This is a genomic window from Parabacteroides sp. KHUB-03 (assembly GCF_056640975.1).
Window position 1 is genome coordinate 240336 of sequence record NZ_CM153257.1, and the last position, 22172, is coordinate 262507.

At 40.1% G+C, this 22172-nt stretch carries 21 protein-coding genes; 15 read left to right on the forward strand and 6 right to left on the reverse strand.

Translation table 11 applies throughout. From position 1 onward, the window contains the following. Positions 1-2 precede the first annotated feature (2 nt). From ACYIB7_RS00945 to ACYIB7_RS00965, 5 genes are all read left to right on the forward strand, one after another. Positions 3-671 carry a bifunctional 4-hydroxy-2-oxoglutarate aldolase/2-dehydro-3-deoxy-phosphogluconate aldolase gene (locus ACYIB7_RS00945; protein ID WP_103983337.1) on the forward strand — a complete coding sequence of 223 codons (669 nt, stop codon included), beginning with the start codon at positions 3-5 and terminating at the stop codon, positions 669-671. Positions 672-806: 135 nt separating this feature from the next. After that, positions 807-1700, forward strand: coding sequence for a metal ABC transporter solute-binding protein, Zn/Mn family (locus tag ACYIB7_RS00950; RefSeq protein ID WP_480337823.1), 894 nt, complete (start codon positions 807-809; stop codon positions 1698-1700). Then, complete coding sequence (locus ACYIB7_RS00955) at positions 1684-2448, forward strand: metal ABC transporter ATP-binding protein (protein WP_103983338.1); 765 nt, start codon at positions 1684-1686, stop codon at positions 2446-2448. The genes ACYIB7_RS00950 and ACYIB7_RS00955 overlap by 17 nt, the downstream gene beginning before the upstream one ends. 24 nt (positions 2449-2472) lie before the next feature. Next, positions 2473-2679 carry a hypothetical protein gene (locus ACYIB7_RS00960; protein ID WP_103983339.1) on the forward strand — a complete coding sequence of 69 codons (207 nt, stop codon included), beginning with the start codon at positions 2473-2475 and terminating at the stop codon, positions 2677-2679. A gap of 7 nt (positions 2680-2686) precedes the next feature. Continuing rightward, the gene (locus ACYIB7_RS00965; protein WP_103983340.1) at positions 2687-3697 is read left to right on the forward strand and encodes an NAD-dependent epimerase/dehydratase family protein; all 1011 of its coding nucleotides are present in this window, start codon (positions 2687-2689) and stop codon (positions 3695-3697) included. A 1-nt stretch (position 3698) separates the two neighbouring features. On the opposite strand, the gene ACYIB7_RS00970 is transcribed toward ACYIB7_RS00965, so the two are convergent. The 4 genes from ACYIB7_RS00970 to ACYIB7_RS00985 form a co-directional block, all read right to left on the reverse strand. Continuing rightward, on the reverse strand, positions 3699-4496 hold the full coding sequence (locus tag ACYIB7_RS00970; protein ID WP_480337824.1) for a head GIN domain-containing protein: 798 nt from the start codon (positions 4494-4496) through the stop codon (positions 3699-3701). A gap of 11 nt (positions 4497-4507) precedes the next feature. Then, a complete protein-coding gene (locus tag ACYIB7_RS00975) occupies positions 4508-5290 on the reverse strand; it encodes a head GIN domain-containing protein (RefSeq protein WP_103983342.1) in 783 nt (260 codons plus the stop codon). A gap of 23 nt (positions 5291-5313) precedes the next feature. Then, entirely contained in the window at positions 5314-6102 is a 789-nt protein-coding gene (locus ACYIB7_RS00980; protein ID WP_103983343.1) for a head GIN domain-containing protein, read from the reverse strand. Between the two features lie 120 nt (positions 6103-6222). Continuing rightward, positions 6223-7041 (reverse strand): head GIN domain-containing protein, encoded by an 819-nt coding sequence (locus tag ACYIB7_RS00985; RefSeq protein WP_480337826.1) that lies wholly within the window; start codon positions 7039-7041, stop codon positions 6223-6225. A gap of 187 nt (positions 7042-7228) precedes the next feature. Between ACYIB7_RS00985 and ACYIB7_RS00990 the strand changes: the two genes are divergently transcribed. The 8 genes from ACYIB7_RS00990 to ACYIB7_RS01025 all read left to right on the forward strand — a co-directional run bounded on the left by ACYIB7_RS00990 (position 7229) and on the right by ACYIB7_RS01025 (position 16823). Beyond that, positions 7229-7591, forward strand: a complete 363-nt coding sequence (locus ACYIB7_RS00990) for a BlaI/MecI/CopY family transcriptional regulator (protein ID WP_480337828.1) — start codon at positions 7229-7231, stop codon at positions 7589-7591. A gap of 18 nt (positions 7592-7609) precedes the next feature. Beyond that, a complete protein-coding gene (locus tag ACYIB7_RS00995; RefSeq protein ID WP_480337830.1) occupies positions 7610-9484 on the forward strand; it encodes a TonB family protein in 1875 nt (624 codons plus the stop codon). Beyond that, positions 9481-10908 carry a tetratricopeptide repeat protein gene (locus ACYIB7_RS01000; protein ID WP_480337831.1) on the forward strand — a complete coding sequence of 476 codons (1428 nt, stop codon included), beginning with the start codon at positions 9481-9483 and terminating at the stop codon, positions 10906-10908. Before ACYIB7_RS00995 ends, ACYIB7_RS01000 begins: the two co-directional genes overlap by 4 nt. Positions 10909-10958: 50 nt before the next feature. Beyond that, on the forward strand, positions 10959-13181 hold the full coding sequence (locus ACYIB7_RS01005; RefSeq protein ID WP_103983348.1) for a patatin-like phospholipase family protein: 2223 nt from the start codon (positions 10959-10961) through the stop codon (positions 13179-13181). A gap of 52 nt (positions 13182-13233) precedes the next feature. Further along, on the forward strand, positions 13234-13905 hold the full coding sequence (locus ACYIB7_RS01010; RefSeq protein ID WP_103983349.1) for a DUF2461 domain-containing protein: 672 nt from the start codon (positions 13234-13236) through the stop codon (positions 13903-13905). Between the two features lie 246 nt (positions 13906-14151). Beyond that, on the forward strand, positions 14152-15924 hold the full coding sequence (gene sppA / locus ACYIB7_RS01015; RefSeq protein ID WP_480337832.1) for a signal peptide peptidase SppA: 1773 nt from the start codon (positions 14152-14154) through the stop codon (positions 15922-15924). 21 nt (positions 15925-15945) lie between these two features. After that, positions 15946-16602 (forward strand): DUF2975 domain-containing protein, encoded by a 657-nt coding sequence (locus ACYIB7_RS01020; RefSeq protein ID WP_103983351.1) that lies wholly within the window; start codon positions 15946-15948, stop codon positions 16600-16602. 14 nt (positions 16603-16616) lie between these two features. After that, a complete protein-coding gene (locus ACYIB7_RS01025) occupies positions 16617-16823 on the forward strand; it encodes a helix-turn-helix domain-containing protein (RefSeq protein WP_480337834.1) in 207 nt (68 codons plus the stop codon). 97 nt (positions 16824-16920) lie between these two features. On the opposite strand, the gene ACYIB7_RS01030 is transcribed toward ACYIB7_RS01025, so the two are convergent. Next, positions 16921-18285: a TrpB-like pyridoxal phosphate-dependent enzyme gene (locus ACYIB7_RS01030; protein ID WP_099463804.1), complete on the reverse strand. Its 1365-nt coding sequence runs from the start codon at positions 18283-18285 to the stop codon at positions 16921-16923. A 153-nt stretch (positions 18286-18438) separates the two neighbouring features. Here ACYIB7_RS01030 and ACYIB7_RS01035 point away from each other — a divergent pair, with 153 nt between their 5' ends. Both ACYIB7_RS01035 and ACYIB7_RS01040 read left to right on the forward strand, forming a co-directional pair. Next, on the forward strand, positions 18439-19662 hold the full coding sequence (locus ACYIB7_RS01035; RefSeq protein WP_480337836.1) for a DcaP family trimeric outer membrane transporter: 1224 nt from the start codon (positions 18439-18441) through the stop codon (positions 19660-19662). A 22-nt stretch (positions 19663-19684) separates the two neighbouring features. Continuing rightward, entirely contained in the window at positions 19685-20905 is a 1221-nt protein-coding gene (locus ACYIB7_RS01040) for a hypothetical protein (RefSeq protein ID WP_103983353.1), read from the forward strand. 7 nt (positions 20906-20912) lie between these two features. Here ACYIB7_RS01040 and ACYIB7_RS01045 read toward each other — a convergent pair whose 3' ends face one another. Further along, the gene (locus tag ACYIB7_RS01045) at positions 20913-22070 is read right to left on the reverse strand and encodes an AraC family transcriptional regulator (protein ID WP_103983354.1); all 1158 of its coding nucleotides are present in this window, start codon (positions 22068-22070) and stop codon (positions 20913-20915) included. Positions 22071-22172: the final 102 nt, after the last annotated feature.

The following is a 22172-nucleotide window of genomic DNA, read 5'->3' on the forward strand; positions in this document are numbered from 1 at the left end:
TTATGGCAAGATTCAATAAACTGCAAACTATAGAGGCAATGCGCCGCACAGGTATGGTTCCTGTTTTCTATAATAAAGATGCGGCAATAACGCTGCAAGTAATAAAAGCTTGTTACGAAGGCGGTGTACGTGCCTTCGAGTTTACTAACCGTGGCGACTTTGCCCACGAAGTATTTGGCGAAGTATCCCGCCGGCTAAAGGACGAATGCCCGGATATGATACTTGGGGCAGGTTCTGTTGTAGACCCTGCTACGGCTGCTTTATACATGCAATTGGGAGCAAACTTTATCGTTGGCCCCTGCTTTAATGCCGAAGTGGCCAAGGTATGCAACCGCCGTTTGGTTCCATACATTCCGGGCTGTGGGTCGGTAACGGAAATTGGTACGGCACAAGAAGCCGGCTGCGACGTATGTAAGATATTTCCTGCCGGATCGGTGGGAGGCCCTTCCTTTGTTAAGAATATGCTGGCGCCTATGCCTTGGACACAGATTATGGCTACCGGGGCTGTGGAACCGACCGAAGAGAACCTGTCCGCCTGGATTCATGCAGGTGTGGCATGTGTAGGAATGGGATCGAAACTTTTTCCGGCAGAAACGATAGCTAAAGGAGATTGGGCACACATCAGTGCGCTTTGTTCCGACGCATTGGCCATCATAGACAGGCATAGATAACCTGAAGGAGGATATATAATAAAATGCGCCCCTGCTCTCTTTTTTCAGGAAGGGAGCAGGGGCGGGTTATTAATAATACGAAAACATATTTCTTCTCTCTGCAAATCTGTCTATCTTTGCAAAAAGATGAAGAAGATGAAACATTTGAATATATGGATGATCTGTCTTTCACTGTGTTTGCTGGCGACTTGTACAAACAAACAACAGGATGCAAAGATGATATCTGTAACCATAGAACCTCAACGGTATTTTGCGGAACGGATTGCAGGGGATAAATTTAAAGTCAATTGTGTTGTTCCATCCGGCCAAAGCCCGGAGACATACGACCCGACGCCCCAGCAAATGATACAGATCGATAAAAGCCAGGCTTACTTCCGGATTGGTTTTATCGGTTTTGAACAGGCATGGATGGATAATATTATAAAGAACAATCCGGATCTGAAAATCTTTGATCTTTCGGAAGGAATGGAATTTGTCCGTAATGAAGAAGAGCATGACGGACATCACCATGAAGGCGAACACCACCATCATCATCCGGGAGGTATAGACCCGCATGTGTGGAGTTCTTTGCAAGGTTCGAAGGTGATAGCTCAAAATACGCTGAATGCATTTATTGCTTTGGATAAAGAGAATGAGGCGTATTACCGCGACAATTACGATCGTCTTATGGGTGAAATCAACCAGACTTCTGAGTCTGTTACTTCTTTACTGGAACCCTTGAAAGGGACGGCTTTTATTATCTATCATCCGGCTTTGACCTATTTGGCTGATGAGTTTGGATTGCATCAACTCTGTATAGAGATGGATGGCAAGGAGCCTTCGCCGGCACAACTGAAGCGATTAATAGAAACAGCCAAGGAGCATGATGCCAGAGTTGTCTTTATCCAGCAGGAGTTTGACCAAAGAAATGCCGAACTGATTGCCAAAGAGGCAGGCTGTAAGCTGATACGTATAAATCCGCTGGATTATGACTGGAATAAAGAAATGATACATATTGCCCAATCTCTTGCCGATGGAAAAGCTGATTGAAATAGACAATGTAACGGCCGGATATGGAACGAAAACCGTATTGAAGGATATTAAGCTGGATGTATGGAAAGATGATTTCCTGGGGATTATCGGGCCGAATGGCGGAGGAAAAACAACTTTGCTGAAGCTTATATTAGGATTGTTGTCTCCAAAATCGGGAACAATCCGTTTCTATAGCAATGGCGGGGAAGTATCTTCCTTGAAGATAGGCTATCTGCCGCAAATGAATAATATAGATAAAAAATTCCCCATATCGGTATGTGAAGTAATTGCTTCGGGTTTAGCAGCAGAGAAACCTTTGTTCAGAAAATATAATAGTTCGCAGCAGGGACGGATAGAGAAGGTGATAGGGCAAATGGGACTGGAAGATTTGGCTACCCGCCCTATAGGGGAATTGTCAGGCGGACAGTTGCAGCGTGTTTTGCTGGGACGCTCTATTGTTTCACAACCGCAAGTGCTGATCCTGGATGAGCCTAATTCGTACGTCGATAAGCGGTTTGAATCGCGTTTCTACCAATTGCTGACAGAAATAAATAAGGAAAGTGCCATCATCCTGGTTTCCCATGATATAGGAACTGTGCTGACTATGGTGAAAAACATTGCTTGTGTAAACGAGTCTCTGCATTATCATCCGGGAGCAGATGTGTCGGAAGAGTGGCTGGGCGAGAAGTATGCTTGCCCGATCGAACTTGTCGGACACGGAAACTTGCCGCACCGGGTACTGAAAACACATGAACATGAGCATTAGTATCCATTAAATCTTTATTATACAATGATACCACATATCTTAGGCCTTATAAGCATTTCCGAGATCGGATATATTATCGGAATTGCAGTTATTATGTTTGGCTGTACGGCAGTAATGCAAAACCCGTTCATCAGTACGGGCAAGAAAGTGCTTTGGATACTTACTATCCTTTTACTGAACTGGATCGGGTTATTATGGTATTACTATACCTATTATATGAAAGATAAATAATACGGATATGAAGATATTGATAACCGGTGCAAGTGGCTTTATTGGTGGATTCCTGGTAAAAGAAGCCCTTCGGAGAGGATATGAAACATGGGCGGGAATCCGTTCCGGCAGCAGCCGCGAACATTTGCAGGATGAACGAATCCATTTTATTGACCTGAAGTATAATAACAGGGAAGCGTTGACTGCTCAATTGGCGGAGTTTGCAACTGCCGGAGGTGCGTGGGATTATATAATCCATAATGCCGGACTGACAAAGACATTGGACAAACGCAACTTTTTCCGGGTAAATGCGGAAAATACGTATAACTTCGTTGAAGCACTTCATGCTGCCGGTTGCCAACCAAAGAAATTCCTGTTGATGAGTAGCCTCAGTTCGTATGGTTGTGGCGATGAAGATACATTCAGTCCTATCCGCCTGGATGATTCTCAACAACCGGACACGGCTTATGGAAAAAGCAAATTGCTGGCAGAAAATTATGTACGTTCGCAAAACTACTTTCCTTATGTCATCTTACGTCCTACCGGAGTATATGGCCCGGGTGAGAAAGACTATTTTATGGAAATAAAAAGCATTCGTTCCGGACTTGATTTTGCTGTAGGGTTCGTTCCCCAACGCATTACATTTATATATGTGAAAGATTTGGCAACCGTAGCTTTCCTGGCTTTGGAGAACGAGACGATTCTTAACCGGCATTATTTTGTTGCGGACGGAGATGTATATACCGATGAAGAGTTTGCGCGTATTATCCAGGAACTGTTAGAGAAAAAACATGTATTACATGCCCGTATTCCTTTGTTTCTGGCATATATAGCTTGTATTTGTTCTGAGGCTATCGGGAAACTATTGAATAAAAGCATGACATTGAACAGCGATAAATATATTATCCTTAAACAACGTAACTGGATATGCGATGTGGAACCGCTTCGGAAAGAACTGGGTTTTGTTCCTTCTTATCCGTTGTGGAAAGGGTTAGAGGAAAGTATTGCGTGGTATAAAAAGGAAGGTTGGCTGAAATAAATCAGTCAACCTTTATTATTTTTCCCGAATTTATTCCTTCAGTGGAAATCTGAGGATTGCCTTTGTACTTAATAGTTCCCGAACCGGCAATTTCAGCTTTGATAAATTTATTTGCATATACCTCTAAATCTCCACTACCGGCAATTTCACAACGTACTTCGTTTACAATAAAGTCCAGCGCATACACATCTCCACTGCCTGCAATTTCGTAGGATGCTTTTTCGGCTTCGCCTCCTAGAGTTAATTCGCCGCTACCTGCAATTTCGGATTTCAGTTCTATACAGAATAGTTTCTTTGCATTCAGAGTGCCGCTACCTGCTATATCGATAGAGAAATTCTGTACAGTTACACTGTCATTCAGGTTTATTGTCCCGCTGCCACTCATGGATATATTTAGTTTGTCTGATATGAGTGTGCTGTTTACGTTGACATTCATAGAACCGGATGTTTCCAATTCTTCCAACTTGCTGGAGTTGGAAGTTATTGTAAATTCGGTTGGAGAGAAACTAGTCATCCGATATTCGGTTTTCGGCTTTACTTTGAGGGTGTGGTTCTCAACAATAAAGTCGAACATATCGTAAATGTTCTTGTCTGTAGTTACTTGCATGGAAGCTTCGTTTGCAGATTGAGTATAGTTAAGAATCATCTTGCACCCGCTCATATCTATCTCTTCGAAGTCGCTGATGGAAAGCGTTTCGGTAACAATGTTGCCATCTCCATTTACTACTTTGAAAAAGCAACTGTCCAGTAAAAGTAATATGGAAGTTGCACATAAGTACAAAAAGATTTTTCTTGTCATATTGTTATCGATTAGTTATTGACGCATTTTATACTTCCTACTCCGGACTTGTTGGATTGAACATTGGCTGTACCTTTATATTTGATAGAACCGACACCGGAAACATTCGCTTCCAAATTATCCGAGACATTTACTTCGGCTCCTCCTACACCTGATACTCCACATTTCATATCTTTCACAACGCAGTCGTAGCAATAAATATGGCCTACACCAGATACATGGAAGTCTCCTTTGTCTGCCTTACCGGTCAGTTTAATATTTCCTACTCCCGATACGCGGCATGACAAATCACCGCATTCCAGATCGTTCATTTTTATATCGCCAACACCGCTGACGGAAGCTTTAAGCTCTTTAAGTTGTATAGGCCTTTCGGATACAAAGTCCATGCAACCGCTGATATTTACTTTTGTCAGATTCCGTGAAGATCCATTGATTGTTAATTGGGTAGGAATTAATTTGGTCTTCCCGTCTTTGGATTTTATAGTTAAACTGTTTCCGTTTACCTTAATCTCTATAAGAGGCAAAAGATTTTCGTCTGTTGTGATTTGTAACTGTGGAGCATCTTCTGTTAAAACGTAGTTGAATACAGCCGGGTGGCTGGATCCGCCAAATATGTTTTTTCCGCTCTCGATGTTGCTGCCTAAGTCGATTTCTGAAAAATCACCAATCTCTATGGTACGGGTTACGATAGAACCGTTACCTTTTACCTTTTGCTGGCCACTCTTAAAGCTGATGTTTGGTAACACCGTTAGCATGGAAACGATACATACCAGTCCTATTAGTAATGTTTTCATAACTTTTGCCCTTTATGGTTTAATTATTTTACTTCTTCAACGGTTCCCTTGCCAATCACTTTCTGCTGAACTGCCGTGGGACCTTTGTAACGGATATTTCCTTTGCCTATAATGGTAGCTTTCAAGTTATCGGTAGGATGAACTTCGGCAGAACCATTGCCTGTAATCTTGCAGGTCAGATCGGGAACAGCAACGCCAAAGGCGTGAATATCTCCACTGCTGACTATACTATATTTTCCTTCTTTTGCACTGCCGTTTTTCAGAGTAATAGAACCGGAGCCATCCACATTACATTCTATTATATCTACTTTCAGGTCGTCTATTACCATATTGGCACTGCCTGAAACATCCATTTCCAGTTTGCTTACGGTAACCAAATGTTTTAATTGTACCAGGCTGTTTGCATTTGCTTTAATTTCCAATTCATCTCCGGTTAAAGGAGTATTAAGTATAAAATTGCCATTGCCCGAAACCTTTGCGCCTTTTAACCATTTTGAATTTGACTTCACAATGAATTTAGTAAAGTGATCTACCTTTGCACCTTTAAATCCGATAGACAATACACGGTCTTTTACTTCTATGTTTACATATTGATGAAGGTTTTTATCAATAGTTACTTCCATGGATGGTGTCGTTTCAGATTGTTCATAACTAAAGTCGATCACTCCATCTATTTTTATTTCGTTGTAATCGTCAATAGAAATCTTTTTTGTAGTAAGATTTCCATCTCCTTTCACTCTGTCTGCCGCCATAATAGAGGTGGTAGAGAAACATATTACCAATGCCGTAAGCAACCAGGTTTTTGCCTTCATATACGTAATGTTTTAGAATTGTTTCTAATAATAAGACGACTTGTAAACCAAATCCGTTACAAAAATAGCAAAAAAAGTTTCTTTTGTTTGTATTCAAACCATAGAGACTCAGATGAATTATTAATTGACTTTTTTTATCGAACCTGATCCAAATACAGAGGTGCTTGCTTTGGCGTTTCCTTTGTGATAGATGCTGCCGCTACCAGTTACAGTGGCATCAATGTTTTCTGTTGCGTAAGCTTTTATTTCGCCACTTCCGGCTACACTGCAATCCAGTTTTTTTACAATGCATTTATAAGCATTTATTTCACCGCTACTAGCTACGTTGTAATTGGCACGTGGCGTTTCACCTCCTAAAGTGATATCTCCGCTTCCGGCCAGTGAACATTCAAGATTATCTACACGTATATCATTTGCATTAATATCTCCGCTGCCAGCTAAAGATAGGGCTATTTTGCTTCCTTTTACCGCTTTTGTGAAATTGACAGAACCACTTCCTGCTAAATTTACCGCCAGTTTATTAATGGACAAGTCACTTAATACGGAAAAATCTCCGGACCCTACAGCCTGAATTTCTTTAAGGTTTTTTGAATTGGTTATTATCTTAAACTTACTGGGATTAATATTACAGGTGTTTCCCCATTCGTTATCGGGATCATCCAATGCCTTGGGGGCTACTTTCAGAGTTCCCCCTTCTACTTTAATGGAAATATAAGGAAGCACATTCTCATCAATGATTACAGTTAATTTCGGGGTTTCATCAGATTGCTTATACTCAATATAAGCAGAACAACCAATCATATTTATAGATTCATAATCTGAAATTTCGATCTTTTTTGTTATTATATGCCCGTTGCCACGAATGCTTTTTTGAGCAATGCAACCAACTGAAACTGTTATCAATAAACAAAAAATAAATAGGCAAGTACGTGTTTTCATAATCTAACTTTTTTATTAAGTTCATTCGTTTTATAAGACGTATAATAAAGTTGTACTGTTGCATAATTATAAAAATTAATCAGCTTTAGTGATGATATTAGTTATATTAATACTAATTAACGCAAACAATTGTATGTGTTTACGATTTATTCGTAGATTTGTAATGTTGTCATAAAATATAATTGTCATGGAAAAATTAACACATCAGGAAGAAGAAGCGATGCTCTGGATATGGCATCTGGGGCCTTGCTTTGTAAAAGATATTCTGGCAAAATATGCCGATCCCAAACCTCCCTATACTACGCTAGCTTCAGTAATAAAGAATTTGGAACGTAAAAAGTATGTCAAAGCTAAACGTTATGGCAATACATACGAGTATACACCCTTGATAGAGGAAAGTGATTACAAGCGAACCTTCATGACGGGAGTAGTGAACAACTATTTCAAAAACTCTTATAAAGAGATGGTTTCATTCTTTGCCAAAGATCAGAAAATCTCGGCCAATGATTTGAAAGACATCATCGATATGATTGAAAAAGGGAAAGAATAACGTTAAAATATATATACCATGAATCCGGAATTTGCCTACTTTATGAAGGTGAATATGGCGCTTGTACTCTTTTACGCCTTCTACCGCCTGTTCTTTTATAAAGATACGTTCTTTAAGCTGAGACGTACGATTCTGTTGGCGTTTTTTGGTTTGGCATTGCTCTATCCCTTGTTTAATATACAAGATTGGGTGAGAGGCCAGGAACCTATTGCAGACGTAATATATATGTATAGTGCCGTCATGTTGCCGGATGTGACTGTGCAGGCAGCAGAGCAATCAATAAACTGGAAATTGGTTTTACCAGCTTGTGCTGTCGGTATATATGGAGTAGGGGTTCTTTTGTTGATTATACGTTTTTTCATTCAATTAGGTAGTATTATACGGCTTGCTTTTACTTGCCGGAAGACGATGGTTCATGGAGTGATGGTACGGTTGCTGGAGCCTTCTGCAGGACCGTTTTCTTTTTTCCGGTTCATATTCATTTGTCCTGAAAACTTTTCGGATAAAGAGACTGATGAAATATTGACACATGAATGTACACATGTGTCGCAATGGCATTCAGTTGACGTGATCATAAGTGAGATTATAGCTATTTTCTGTTGGTTCAACCCATTTGTTTGGCTGCTCAAGCGCGAAGTGCGCCATAATCTGGAATATCTGGCCGATAATAAAGTGATACAAGCCGGCTATGATAGTAAAGTCTATCAGTATCACTTGTTAGGATTAGCACATCATTGCCAGGTATCTTCGGATTTATATAATAGTTTTAATGTCATACATCTGAAAAACCGTATTTTTATGATGAATAAAAAACGTTCGCATGGAATAGGGCGTACAAAGTATCTTATATTTCTTCCCCTTGTGGGTATACTTATGTTATTAAGTAATATTGAGGCTGTGGCACGTATAACAACAGAGCTGGCCAATGGAGCTTCTTCCATTGTAAATGAAGGAAAAAAAGTAAAAATAACTGCTACAGTGGTAGATGAAATGTATAAACCGCTGATCGGTGCAAATATCTTAATAAAAGGAACTTCTAGTGGTACGATAACAGATAATAAAGGTGTTTTTGTATTAGAAGCTCCTGAGGATGGTGTCATTTCTGTTTCAGCTTTAGGCTGTCTTGCCAGAGATATGGAAGTCAGTCGTATAAGAGATAATATGAAGATACAGTTAATGACGGGCGGTACATATTCGGAAGGAAGGTATTTCACCGTAGTAGAACAAATGCCTCGTTTCCCCGGTGGGGATAAGGCATTGTTGAAGTTTCTCGGTTCAAATATCAAATATCCGAAAGAAGCACAGGAAAAAGGTATTCAAGGACGTGTAATTTGTAGTTTCATAGTTGATTCGGAAGGCGATATTCGTGATGCGCAAATAGTACGTGGAGTAGATCCGTCATTGGATACCGAAGCACTGCGCGTAGTCGGTTTATCCCCCAAGTGGACTCCCGGAATGCAGAGAGGGAAAGCTGTTCCTGTAAAGTATACGATACCTGTTACGTTTTCACTTCAACGCTCAAATAACCAATCTTCGGAAAGCGGGAAAGTACAAACTGTAGAGCAAAACCCTGGCAATACCGTATTTCGTATGGTAGAACACATGCCACGTTTCCCTGGTGGTGAGAGCGAACTGTTGAAGTTCCTCGCTTCAAGTATCAAATATCCGAAAGAAGCGCAGGCAAAAGGTCTCCAGGGACGTGTGATCTGCCGTTTTATTGTGGAAAAAGACGGTTCGGTAACAGGTGCTGAAATTGTCCAGGGAATAGATCCGTCATTGGATACCGAAGCGCTGCGCGTGGTCAATTCATTTCCTAAGTGGACTCCCGGAATGCAGAGAGGAAAAGCTGTTCGTGTAATGTATACCGTACCTGTTACGTTTAGACTGCAATGATTAAGATTATATCCATATTGTTGTTGGCTTGGGGCTTTTGTTTACAGATAAAAGCCCAGTCTTCTACTTTGCAACAGCTAGTAGATAAAAAACAGTATGCAGCAGTTACTGCCCGGGCCGATAGCCTAACGGCTGCCGACTCGGCGGATTATGCTACGATGTCTGCTATCGGACAAGCTTATGAAGGGATGCTTCAATATCGTAAGGCCTTTGGTTTTTATACTTGTTGCCTGAATATGGATACATCTAATATCGATATGCTTAATACGTTGGCTCGTACTGCTATAAACTTGGGGCGTGTATCAGATGCCAAGCGGCTTTTCTATAAAGTGTTATCAAATGACAGTACAAACTTTTATGCCAATTATCAGTTAGCCAGGCTTTATCAGCAATTGGGCGATTACCGTATGGCAATAGATATGTATCACCAGTTAATGGATTGGAACGGGGTCAGTTCAGCCCTGTATCGCAACGTGGGTGACTGCTATACGAGACTGGAAGAATATCCGGCCGCTGCTTTATGTTACTTTCAGGCATATAATCAGAATCGTGAAAATGCCAGCCTGGCAAGTGCCTTGATTAATACAATGCTACGGATAGGAGGAACTTATCAGCAAGAGGCTTTGGCTATATGTGATACGGCTTTGTACTATAATCCGGATAACCGTTTGTTACGGCAAAACAAAGGGATGGCACTATATATGAATAGAATGTATTCCGAAGCCGATACTTTATATGCTCAACTTCTGGCAGAAGGCGATTCTTCTTACTTTACTTTAAAATATGGAGGTGCATCCAAATATTATGCCGGACAGTATCTGGATGCTATTGAGCCGTTGGAAGCGGCATATAATAAAGATACTACAGCTGTTGAGGTAAATCTTCTGTTGGGTTCTGCATTAGGAAAAACTTTTGATCGAAACAGGGCCTATGTCTTGTTAGACAAAGCGGAAGAAGGACTTAAGCCGGATGAATTCCTTTCTAACCAATTACTTGGTTTCAGGGCGGAAACGAAAATGAAAGATGGCCATTTCAGGGAGGCTTCACGTTTGTATTATCAGATGTGGAAAAATGACCCCGGGAGACTGGATGTCTTATTCAATATTATGAAAATGTATAGCGGTGGGTTTGATGTAAACCAGTATAAGAATGAAGAAGACCGCCAACGCGGGCTTTTTATATATGTACTTTACCTGAGTGAATATTTAGAAAGCAAAAAAGATAAAGAATCTCTTTTTTATTACAGGCCATTACTTGAATCTTTTTATCAGGATATGTTTTTTAAGAGCGTGACCGAAGAAACAATGTTGGCACCTGACGGTAAAAAAAGTAAACTCACTGTGATAGACCTTCGCAATCTGATCGGTAAATTGCCCGAAATGCCTGATGACTTTCGTAATCAGCTGAATAAAGTAAAGAAATAGCCCTTGTCCATTTAAGGTAAACCATTACTTTTGTTGCAAAGATTGCAAGGATGAAGAAATGTCTTATCTTTTTGTTGATGATGCTTTTTGCCTTTTCATCTGTCGCTACGGAACGCAAGAAAGTCGGTCTTGTTTTAGGCGGTGGCGGAGCAAAAGGGGTTGCCCATATAGGAGTGCTGAAAGTACTTGAAGAAGCAGGCATACCTATAGATTATATTGCGGGGACGAGTATGGGAGCTATTGTAGGCGGCTTATATTCCATAGGGTATGCTCCGGCTGAGATAGATAGCATGGTAGGCTCGTTGGACTGGCAAATGCTTTTGAGTGATAAAGTGCAGCGTAGCAATCTTTCCTTTCCTGAAAAAGAAAACTCTGAACGTTATATCATATCTATCCCTTTTGGCAAGGAGAAGAAAGACCGTTTTATGAGCGGGGTGATAAAAGGACAGAATTTGCAGAACCTTTTTTCCAGCTTGACAATAGGTTACCATGATTCGGTGGACTTTAATTCCTTTCATATACCGTTTGCCTGTGTGGCATTGGATATTGTAGACGGTAAAGAGAAGGTATTCCATGAAGGAAGTCTGCCTACTTCGATGCGTGCCAGCATGGCGATACCAGCCGTATTTACTCCCGTACGTTTGGATAGTATGGTATTGGTAGATGGCGGTCTTTGTAATAATTATCCGGCTGATGTTGCCCGTGCAATGGGTGCTGATATCATTATCGGGGTAGATTTGGGTACCAGCGACCTGAAAGATATAGATGGCATAAATACGCCCAGCGACGTAGTGGGGCAAATTGTAGCTCTGTACGGATATGATAAATATAAAAACAATAAGGATAGTACAGAGTTCCTGATTCGCCCGAACACAGTTCCATATAATTCTGCCAGTTTTAGCGTATCCGCTTTAGATACATTGATAAACCGCGGTGAAATTGCTACCCGTAAACGGTGGGATGAGCTGATTGCCCTGAAACAACAAATCGGATTGATTGATTCTACAGGCCTGCAAGTTGCTGATGTTCCTGTGTACCGGGATAGTGTGCATACTTATCCGGTTTCTCCGAATGATACGCTTGTTATCCGCCACATTCGTTTTGAAGGTATTGATCCGAGGGATGAGAAATGGTTGACGGGCATAACACGCCTGAAGGAAAACAGTACTATAACAATGAAACAATTGCAACAGGCGATGAATATCCTTGTTGGGACAAATGCGTATTCTAGCGTAAGTTATAAACTGACGGGGGAAAAACAGGATAATCTGATATTTACCGTTCAGGAAAAATCTATTAGTTCTATAAATGTAGGGCTTCGTTTTGATACGGAAGAAATAGTGGCTGTTTTGTTGAATGCTACACTTGACTATCGTACCCGCTATCACTCTAAGCTGGCTTTTACGGGGCGGGTTGGAAAGAAAACGTATGTTAAGTTAGACTATGCAATACAAAGATCTCCTCTCCGGAATTTTGACCTTTCGTATAAATTTACTTATCAGGATTTGGATATATATAACAGAGGCGATAAAATATTCAATACCACTTACCGGCATCATCTGGCCGAATTTAGTTATACGGATGTAAACTGGCTGAATTTTAAGTTTCAGGCAGGCCTTCGCTATGAATATTTTGATTATAATTCTTTGCTTTATACGGCCGATGATCAACGGTTTGATATTAAACCTGCAGGTTTTGTAAGCTACTTTGCTCTGGCTCATTTGGAAACGTTGGACCGTCGGTATTTTCCAAATAAAGGTGTTTCTTTGCAAGCCGATTATTCAATCTATACAGATAATTTTGTAAGTTATAAAGGGCATGTCCCGTTTCAGGCTTTGGGGTATCAGTTTCAGGCAGTTTTACCGTTAACATCTCATTTTAGTTTAATACCTTCTCTTTATGGAAGAGTGCTGATAGGGCGCAATATTGCTTATCCTTTCATGAATGCTGTCGGAGGAGAAATGCCTGACCGCTATTTACCGCAGCAATTGCCGTTTGCCGGTTTGAATCATGTAGAGATATTTGATAATACGGTTACTTTTGCACGGTTGCACTTCCGGCAGCGTATCGGACAGAATAACTATATCTCTTTCATTGCAAACTATGGAATGACCGATAATAACTTTTTTAATCTTTTTAAAGGCGAACATGTTTTCGGAGGTAGTCTGGGATATGCGTATAATAGTTTTGCGGGCCCTTTAAGTGCCAATTTCGGAATGTCTAACCGAAATCATAATGTGCAATTTTATATGAACCTGGGATATTATTTCTGATTTTGTTCTACATTTGTATTCTGTCAATCATTTATTTAAACGAAGCGAGCGTATGAATACAGAGATATTGCAATTTCTTGAGGAACTTAAACAGAATAATAACCGTGCATGGTTTCAGGATAATAAAGAACGTTATGATGCCTTACGCCAAGGTTTTATTGATGAGGTGCAAGAGTTGATCGGACGTATTTCATTGTTCGATCCGGAGGTTGCAGGGCTGGAGGCTAAAGATTGTTTATTCCGCATATACCGTGATATCCGTTTCTCGCCGGATAAAACTCCTTATAAAATACATTTTGCGGCGTATATAGCCCAAGGGGGGCGTTCCAGTGAACGGAGTGGATATTACATTCATCTTGAACCAGGAAACTGTATGTTGTCGGGAGGCGTATGGTGCCCTCCACCCGCTTTGCTGAAGAAATTGCGTCAGGATATATATGACCATATTGAAGAATTTGCAGCTATTCTGGAAGATCCTGTTTTTAAAACGACTTTTCCGGTATTGGAGGGCGAAATGTTGAAACGCATGCCAGCCGGTTATCCGGCAAATTCTCCCTACGATTATATTTTGAAGCATAAGGATTTTAGTGTGGTAGCCGTGAAGCCGGATTCTTTTTTCTGCAAGAAAGGTTGGATTGAACAGGCTGTTGACTGCTATAAGCTGCTTTTACCTTTTAACCGTTTCCTTAATTATACGGTAGACGACTATCAGGGACGTATCTGATAGACTATATATTTCTTTTTTTGAAATCATCCCGATCATTTTTAGAAATCACCTTGATGTTTTTTGAAAATGATCGGGATGATTTTTTGTAACATTTTATTGGAAAGGGAGGCTGTAATAACTACTGTTTTTGTATTTCGAAAAATATTTATCGAAAAACGATAAAAATATTTGGTGGAATAAAAAATAATATATTCATTTGCATATTGAAAAACGATAAAAATTGATTGTAAAACAAAATATATTATGAAACAATTTTTCAAAATGATGTTCGCCTCCACATTAGGAGTGCTAGTTGCAGCAGGTATTTTTTCTGTTTGTTCCATATTCTTTATTGTGGGAATTCTTGCCAGTGCCGAAGGTTCGTCGGAATATATGCCTGAAAAGAACACTGTGTTCAAGCTTTCTTTGAAAGGAACTTTGTCCGACCAAGCGGTTAAAAATCCTTTTGATGAGATTATGGGTGAAACAAATAGCCGGATGTCCCTGGTTGATATAACAAAAGCAATTCGTTGTGCAAAAACGAATGATAATATAAAAGGTATCTATTTGGAAGTTGATGGCCTATCCGGTGGTTTTGCGGGCTTTGAAGCTATCCAGAGAGAACTTAAAGATTTTAAGGAAAGCGGTAAATTTATTGTGGCTTATGGAGACTTCTATACGCAGGGTTGCTACTATTTGGCCAGTGTTGCCGATTCTGTTTATTTGAATCCTCTGGGTGCTGTAAGTTTGACCGGGCTTGTATATCAGGGAATTTTCTTTACCGGACTGGAAGAAAAACTAGGCATAGAACCTCTTATTTTTAAAGTGGGAACTTATAAAAGTTATACAGAGCCTTATGTGTTAAAGAAGTTCAGCGAAGCCAACCGGGAGCAAATAACTTCTTTTTTGGGAAGTGTCTGGGGAAATATGACATCGGTTATTGAAAAGAACCGTAATATACCAGCTGCAAAATTGGAGCAGTTCTTGAATGAAGGCCTTGCATTGGGCAGTGCCGGAAAAGCGGTAGATTATAAACTGGTAGATGCGTTACTCTATCGAAATGATGTTGAGAATATTGTAAAGAAAATGGCCGGACAAGATGTAAAAGGTAAGCTGAAAGTTGCTGGAGTGGATAAAATGGCATCTATAAAAGTGAAAGAAAAGGAAAGTAAGAATAAAATTGCTATCTATTATGCAGAAGGAGAGATTACAATGGAAGAACCTTCCTCTCCATGGGATGCTGACGCAAAGGTAATTACTGAAAATATGGCAAAACAAATTCGTAAATTAAAAGATAAAGATGACGTGAAGGCTGTTGTGTTGCGTGTAAACTCTCCGGGAGGGAATGCTTTCGTTGCCGAGCAAATATGGAAAGCAATAACGGAATTGAAAGCTGTTAAGCCGGTGGTTGTTTCAATGGGTGATTATGCTGCTTCCGGGGGATATTATATTTCAGCTCCGGCAAGTAAGATTATAGCCGAGCGTACTACCTTGACCGGTTCTATCGGCGTATTTGGTATTTTGCCGAATTTGGCAGGCACGTTCGAGAAGATCGGTTTAACTACGGATGTGGTAAAAACAAATACTTATGCAGACTTGGGTGATATGAGTCGTCCGATGCGTGAAGATGAAAAGGCTTTGATTCAAAATAGTGTGGAACGTACATATGACCTATTTATCACTCGGTGTGCCGAAGGACGTGGAATGACGAAAGCCCGGATTGATTCAATTGGACAGGGACGCGTATGGACAGGAGAACAAGCAAAAGGTATTGGCCTTGTCGATGAATTAGGTGGAATAGAAGATGCGGTTAAACAGGCAGCTTCTTTGGCTGAAATTACAGATTATACCGTAACGGTAGCCGATGCTCCGAAAGATTTCATTACCAAATTTATGGAAAAGAAATTGGATGAAGCGAAAGTTTCTGTGGTGAAGAATCTGATGGGAGAAGATTTTGAAACGTTCCGCCTTGTTCAAAAAGCGAAGACTCAACGTGGTATCATGGCTCGCATGCCATTTGACAAAGTAGGTTTATAATCAAGATTAAGGCCATAAGTTATGAAAAAGCAATTAAATATTATCTGTATACTGATATTCGTTTGTCTGGGACTGTCTCTGATACCCAATGTATATATGATAGGAGATTCCTTTGTTCAAGGGTTTAAGCATGGATATTCACAGTCGAAGGAAGCCTCTCTGCATCTGGAAAAACCGCAGATATTAATGCCTTTGGAATTAAGCTTATGGCCTGAGTCGGTAGCAATTGCCCCGGATACAATCTTGAACCAGAAAAGCGGTGAACGCTTTCCGGTGCAACATATCCATAATATCGTATGGGTAGATCAGGCTAAGTCCGATACAACCACTACTCGCGGTTTGTTATCTATCATTCGTTTGATTGCTATCCTGTATGCTATAATCCAGTTCTATAAATTAATAAATGCAATAAACCATCAGGTTATTTTTGAGTGGGTGAATGTGAAAAAGTTGAATAAGATCGGAGTAGCCTTGCTCCTCTCATATGTGATGACCATGTTGTTTGTCGGATTAAACTATCTGTTTGCAAAAAGCCTGATTGAAATTCCTGGATATCATTTTAATTATTGGTGCGAATTGAATACTGTTAATTTGATATTAGGGTTGATTGCTTTGCTGGTAGGACGCGTTTTTGCTATGGGGATAACATTACGCGAAGAGCAGGATCTTACAGTTTAACGGGGGGGATAGATATGGCTATAGTAGTGAATTTAGATGTGATGATGGCAAAACGAAAAATCTCGTTAGGCGAATTGGCTGAACGTATTGACATTACTCCTGCTAATTTATCTATACTAAAAACAGGGAAGGCGAAAGCGATACGCTTTTCTACACTTGAGGCAATATGTAAGGAGTTAAACTGTCAGCCGGCAGATATACTGGAATACAAAGAAGAATAAGTCTCTTATTTTTTATTAATCATAAACACATTGAAAAAGGCGCGAATAACACAAGACGTGAGTCCCTGTTATTAGCGCCTTTTTCATTTTAAATCAATTATTTTATTATCTTCTCGAGTTCTGCAAGGTTTTTAGCTACATCTTCGTCTGTAACTTCATAGTTTGTTAAGTCTCCTGCCAAATATTGGTCGTAGGCGGCCATATCGATTAATCCGTGACCCGATAGATTAAATAGGATCGTACGGGGCTTTCCTTCTATCTTTGCCTGTTCTGCTTCCTGGATTGCTGCAGCAATAGCGTGAGAAGATTCCGGAGCAGGGATGATGCCTTCACATTGTGCAAATAATGTGGCGGCTTTGAATGTATCCAATTGTTTTATATCAACAGCATCCATTAGCTTATCTTTCATCAACTGGCTTACGATGGAACCGGCACCATGGTAGCGTAAACCACCGGCATGTATGTTGGCAGGTGCAAAATTATGACCTAATGTGAACATAGGTAATAGTGGTGTATAACCAGCTTCATCGCCAAAATCGTATTGGAATTGTCCGCGCGTTAATTTAGGGCATGATGCAGGTTCAGCGGCAATAACACGTACGTCTTTTCCCTCTGTAAGTTTATGACGTAAAAATGGGAATGTGATACCCGAAAAGTTAGATCCTCCACCAAAACAGCCAATAACGACATCCGGATATTCTCCCGCCATTTCCATCTGTTTTTCGGCTTCCAGCCCGATTACGGTTTGGTGCAACATTACGTGGTTTAATACACTGCCTAATGCATATTTACAATTTGGTGTTTGCATGGCCAGTTCAACCGCTTCCGAGATAGCAGTTCCCAAACTACCCTGGTAATTAGGGTGGTCGGTTAATATTTTGCGGCCGGCCTTTGTGCTCATACTTGGCGAAGCAATAACCTGGGCACCGAATGTCTGCATGATAGAACGGCGATATGGCTTTTGATGATAGCTTACCTTAACCATGTAGACAGCCAATTCTAACCCAAAGGCTTTGGCTGCGTATGAAAGGGCTGCTCCCCATTGACCGGCACCTGTTTCTGTAGTGATGTTGGTAACGCCTTCTTTTTTACAATAATAGGCTTGTGCAAGGGCCGAATTTAATTTGTGTGATCCAATCGGACTGACGCTTTCATTCTTAAAATAGATGTGAGCTGGTGTGTCCAGCATCTTTTCCAGTCCGGTTGCACGTACTAGAGGAGTAGGGCGCCATACTTTATATAATTCACGTACTTCTTCCGGGATTTCAATCCAGGCGTCCGTCGTATTCATTTCCTGATGTGAAACAGCTTTTGAGAACAAAGGATATAAGTCTTCTTCTTTCATCGGTTGTTTGGTCTGGGGATTCAAAAGAGGAAGCGGTTTGGTCTTCATATCGGCAACAATATTGTACCATGAAGTAGGTATATCCTGTTCTTGTAGTAGAAATTTTTTAGTACTCATAATTCTTTATGTAGTTTACATTATTAATCATATTAGCCTAAAAGGCTTACAACTTGGAAGCAAAGGAACAAATAAAATTTCATTCTTCAAATTGAATAAACAAAAATATGTACCTTTGCACCCTGATTATTACAAAAATAACAAACTAAGAATATGAAACGAGTAGCATTAGTGCTGGTGGCTATTATTACTTTATTTCCAGTATATGCACAACGGAAAAACTTTACTTATAAGTTTTATGGCTTTGTTCGTGGCGATCTGTTTTATAATACGCGTGCTAATATGGCTCCTGTGGATGGAAATTTTTATTTGTATCCTCTCGACAAAAATCCGGATGCGAATGGAGAAGATCTGAATGCTACGCCTAATGGTAGTTTCTATACCTTTACCTCCCGATTGGGCATTGATGTTACAGGGCCGAATATAGGTACTGCTAAAACAAGTGCTAAGTTGGAAACTGATTTTGGCGGGTTTTCGGGCAGTACTACTATGTTGCGAATCCGTCAGGCTTATGTAAATCTGGATTGGGGGAAATCTTCTGTTTTAATCGGACAAACCTGGCATCCTTTATTCGGAGCGGTTATGCCGGATATTCTTAATCTTTCAACAGGGGCACCTTTCCAGCCGTTCAACCGTCAACCACAAATACGGTATCAATATAATGTAAAGGGATGGAAACTGACAGCTTCTGCTTTGTGGCAATTACAATATCTTTCCAGTGGTCCTAAAGGAATGAGCGAAGATTATATAAAAAATAGCTGCGTGCCGGAGTTTTATGTGGGTGCAGATTATGTATCGCATGGCTGGTTGATGGGAGCGGGTGTTCATTTGATTTCTTTAAAACCACGCACTTCTTCCGAATGGCAAGACAAAACCTATAAAGTAAATGAAAGAATGACAGCATTGTCTTATGAGGCTCATTTTAAATATACAGGAAAAAATTATACTTTTGCGGCGAAAAGCCTGATGGCTGCTTGTTTAGATCATACGGCTTTACTGGGAGGATATGGAGTAAGTTCAATTAATCCGGAGAACGGGGAGCAGGAATATACACCTTTTCGCCATTCTACCACTTGGATAAACTTTACATATGGCAAAAAGTGGAAACCGGCTTTGTTTGTTGGCTATACGAAGAATATGGGAACCGGGAAGTCATTGGTTGAACCAACAAAGGTGTATGGTATGGGATTGAATATAGATCAGTTACTTTCTGCTAATGTGAACCTGTCTTATAATTTACCGCATTGGCAGATTGGGTTGGAATACTGTCCTAGCACTGCCTGGTATGGTTCAAATGATCCTGGTACTGGTAAAGTGAAAGATACTCATTCTGTTACCAACCATCGTATCCTGGGGTTGGTGATGTATTATTTTTAAGATGATTATTTATTAAGTACGAATGAAATATTTTTTACTTCTTTGGGCGAGTTGGTTGACTGTGTTCATTGGATATGCCCAAAAGAAAAACTTTTCTTACAAATTTTACGGACAAGTCCGTGGTGATTTATTTTATAATTCGCGTGCCAATGCGGAGATTGTGGATGGATTATTTCATTTATATCCTAAAGATGTTTCTTTAGATGCTGATGGAAATGATTTGAACGCAACGCCTAACGGCAGTTTTTACTTGCTTTATTCCCGGTTAGGTATTGATATTACAGGACCAAATATTGGTAGTGCAGCAACTTCTGTTAAGGTGGAAGGAGACTTCCGCGGTTCGGGAAGCAACTGGGCTATGTTGCGTATTCGTCATGCTTATGTGAATCTGGACTGGAAAAAATCGGCTGTGTTGATCGGACAAACCTGGCATCCGCTTTTTGGTGAAGTATATCCTCAGATGTTGAATCTTTCTACAGGTGCCCCTTTCCAGCCTTTCAACCGGGCTCCTCAAATACGTTATCGGTATAAAAATAAATATTGGCAATTAACGGGAGCTGCAATGTGGCAGTTACAATATTTGTCTACCGGGCCTAACGGAAAGAGTGAGGAATATATAAAGAATAGTTGTGTTCCGGAGATTTACCTCGGTGTTGATTATAGGAAGCCTACTTGGATGGCTGGCGTTGGAATGGAAATCCTTTCTTTGGTTCCGCGTACGCAAAGTGAAGTTGATGGGAAAGTCTATAAAGTGAAGGAGCGTGTGACTTCTGTTTCGGGAGAAGCTCATGCGAAATTTCAGGATGGAAATTGGACTGTTATGGCAAAGACTCTGCTGGCTTCTAATCTTGCTCAGACTTGTATGTTGGGAGGCTATGGTGTTACTGCTATTGATCCTCGTACAGGCGAACAGGAATATTCTCCTTATTTGTATTCGACAACGTGGTTGAATATTGTATATGGAAAGGAATGGCGACCAGGACTGTTTTTAGGTTATTTGAAAAACCTGGGAGCAGGTAAAGCTATTCTTGGCAAAACCTATGGTGTTGGTTTGGATGTAGATCAGGTATTTACTGCAAATGTCCAGTTGTCATATAATTTACCTCATTGGAAGCTTGGTGTCGAGTACAGTCCCTCTCTTGCTTGGTATGGGAACGTGGATTGGCAGGATGGCGGAACGATTCATGATACCCATTCGGTAACTAATCATCGTGTGTTGGGCGTTGCAATCTTTATGTTCTGATGAAAGTTCAGGATTGTTTTCTATATAACTTCCTATATTCGGCGGGTGACATGGATTTATATTTCCGGAATATCCTCGATACATTTTTGTAATCATCAAAGCCAACCTGAATAGCAGCATCCGGCAAATGCAGGTTTGTTGTCAATAGCAGTTTGGTGAAATGATTAATTCTATGGTCAAGGACACATTGGTATATGGAAGTGCCAATTTGATCTTTAAATTTCTTTTCTAAAATTCTTCTGGACAGAGGAACCAGATTTACCAGATCAGAAACAGATATCTTATTATTATAATTGTTGGTGATATAATCCAATACTATTTTTACGTGAGGATCTGATACTGCATATTTGTCTGTTGAAGCTCTGTTTTCAATATATAAAGGTCTAACTACTATATTGAAAGCTTCTTTTTGTTCATTTTTTATATACTGATCCAATAGTTTGGCTGCCTGGTATCCGCCGTTTTCTACATCAAGAACTATAGAAGACAGTGTAGGTGTTGATAAATTACATAACAGAGTATCATTGTCTACCCCTAAAATGGCAATATCATCGGGTATGGAGATGTTGTATATGTTGCATGTTTCTGATATTTGTAAGGCATAGAAATCGTCACAAGCGAAAAGGGCGGTGGGTTTAGGCAAAGCTTCTAACCATTTACCCATGTCTTCGGTGTTATATAGCCATTCTTTATTATCCGGATTTTTGTTTTCAAGCATGTTGCATGTATAGCCATGTTTTTCAATCCTTTCTTTGTACCCTAAAGCTCTTTCTCTGGACCAGATTGCATTTTTATATCCATAATATGCAAAATGGCGGAATCCTTTTCCCAGAAAGAAATCGGCGGCTAAAACTCCTGTTTCATAATAATCCCCTGTAAGGTTAGAAATATTTTTGTTCCTATGGCGGTAATTCTGTACTATAATAGGAATATCCAGGCTTCTGAACAAATCTATATTTACATCACGAAGTTGTGCAATGATGGCATCTGCCTTCCATCGTTTAGCGAAATCTACAACCCCGTTTTCACCATTCATCATAAGATAATATAGCGGCATGCGTATAAAAGACCAAGGTCCTACTTCTCTGGAGTAACGTATAATACCTTCAAGTAACCTGCGGCTGTATCCGCTGGAGAAGTCTGTTAGTACAAGTATTTTTAGCATATTTCCCGATGATTATTAGTAGTAGATTAAATTGGTGCTAATTTACTATGTATAATAAGAAATATGATCAAATTTACCTCAAAAACAATCTGAATAATTGTT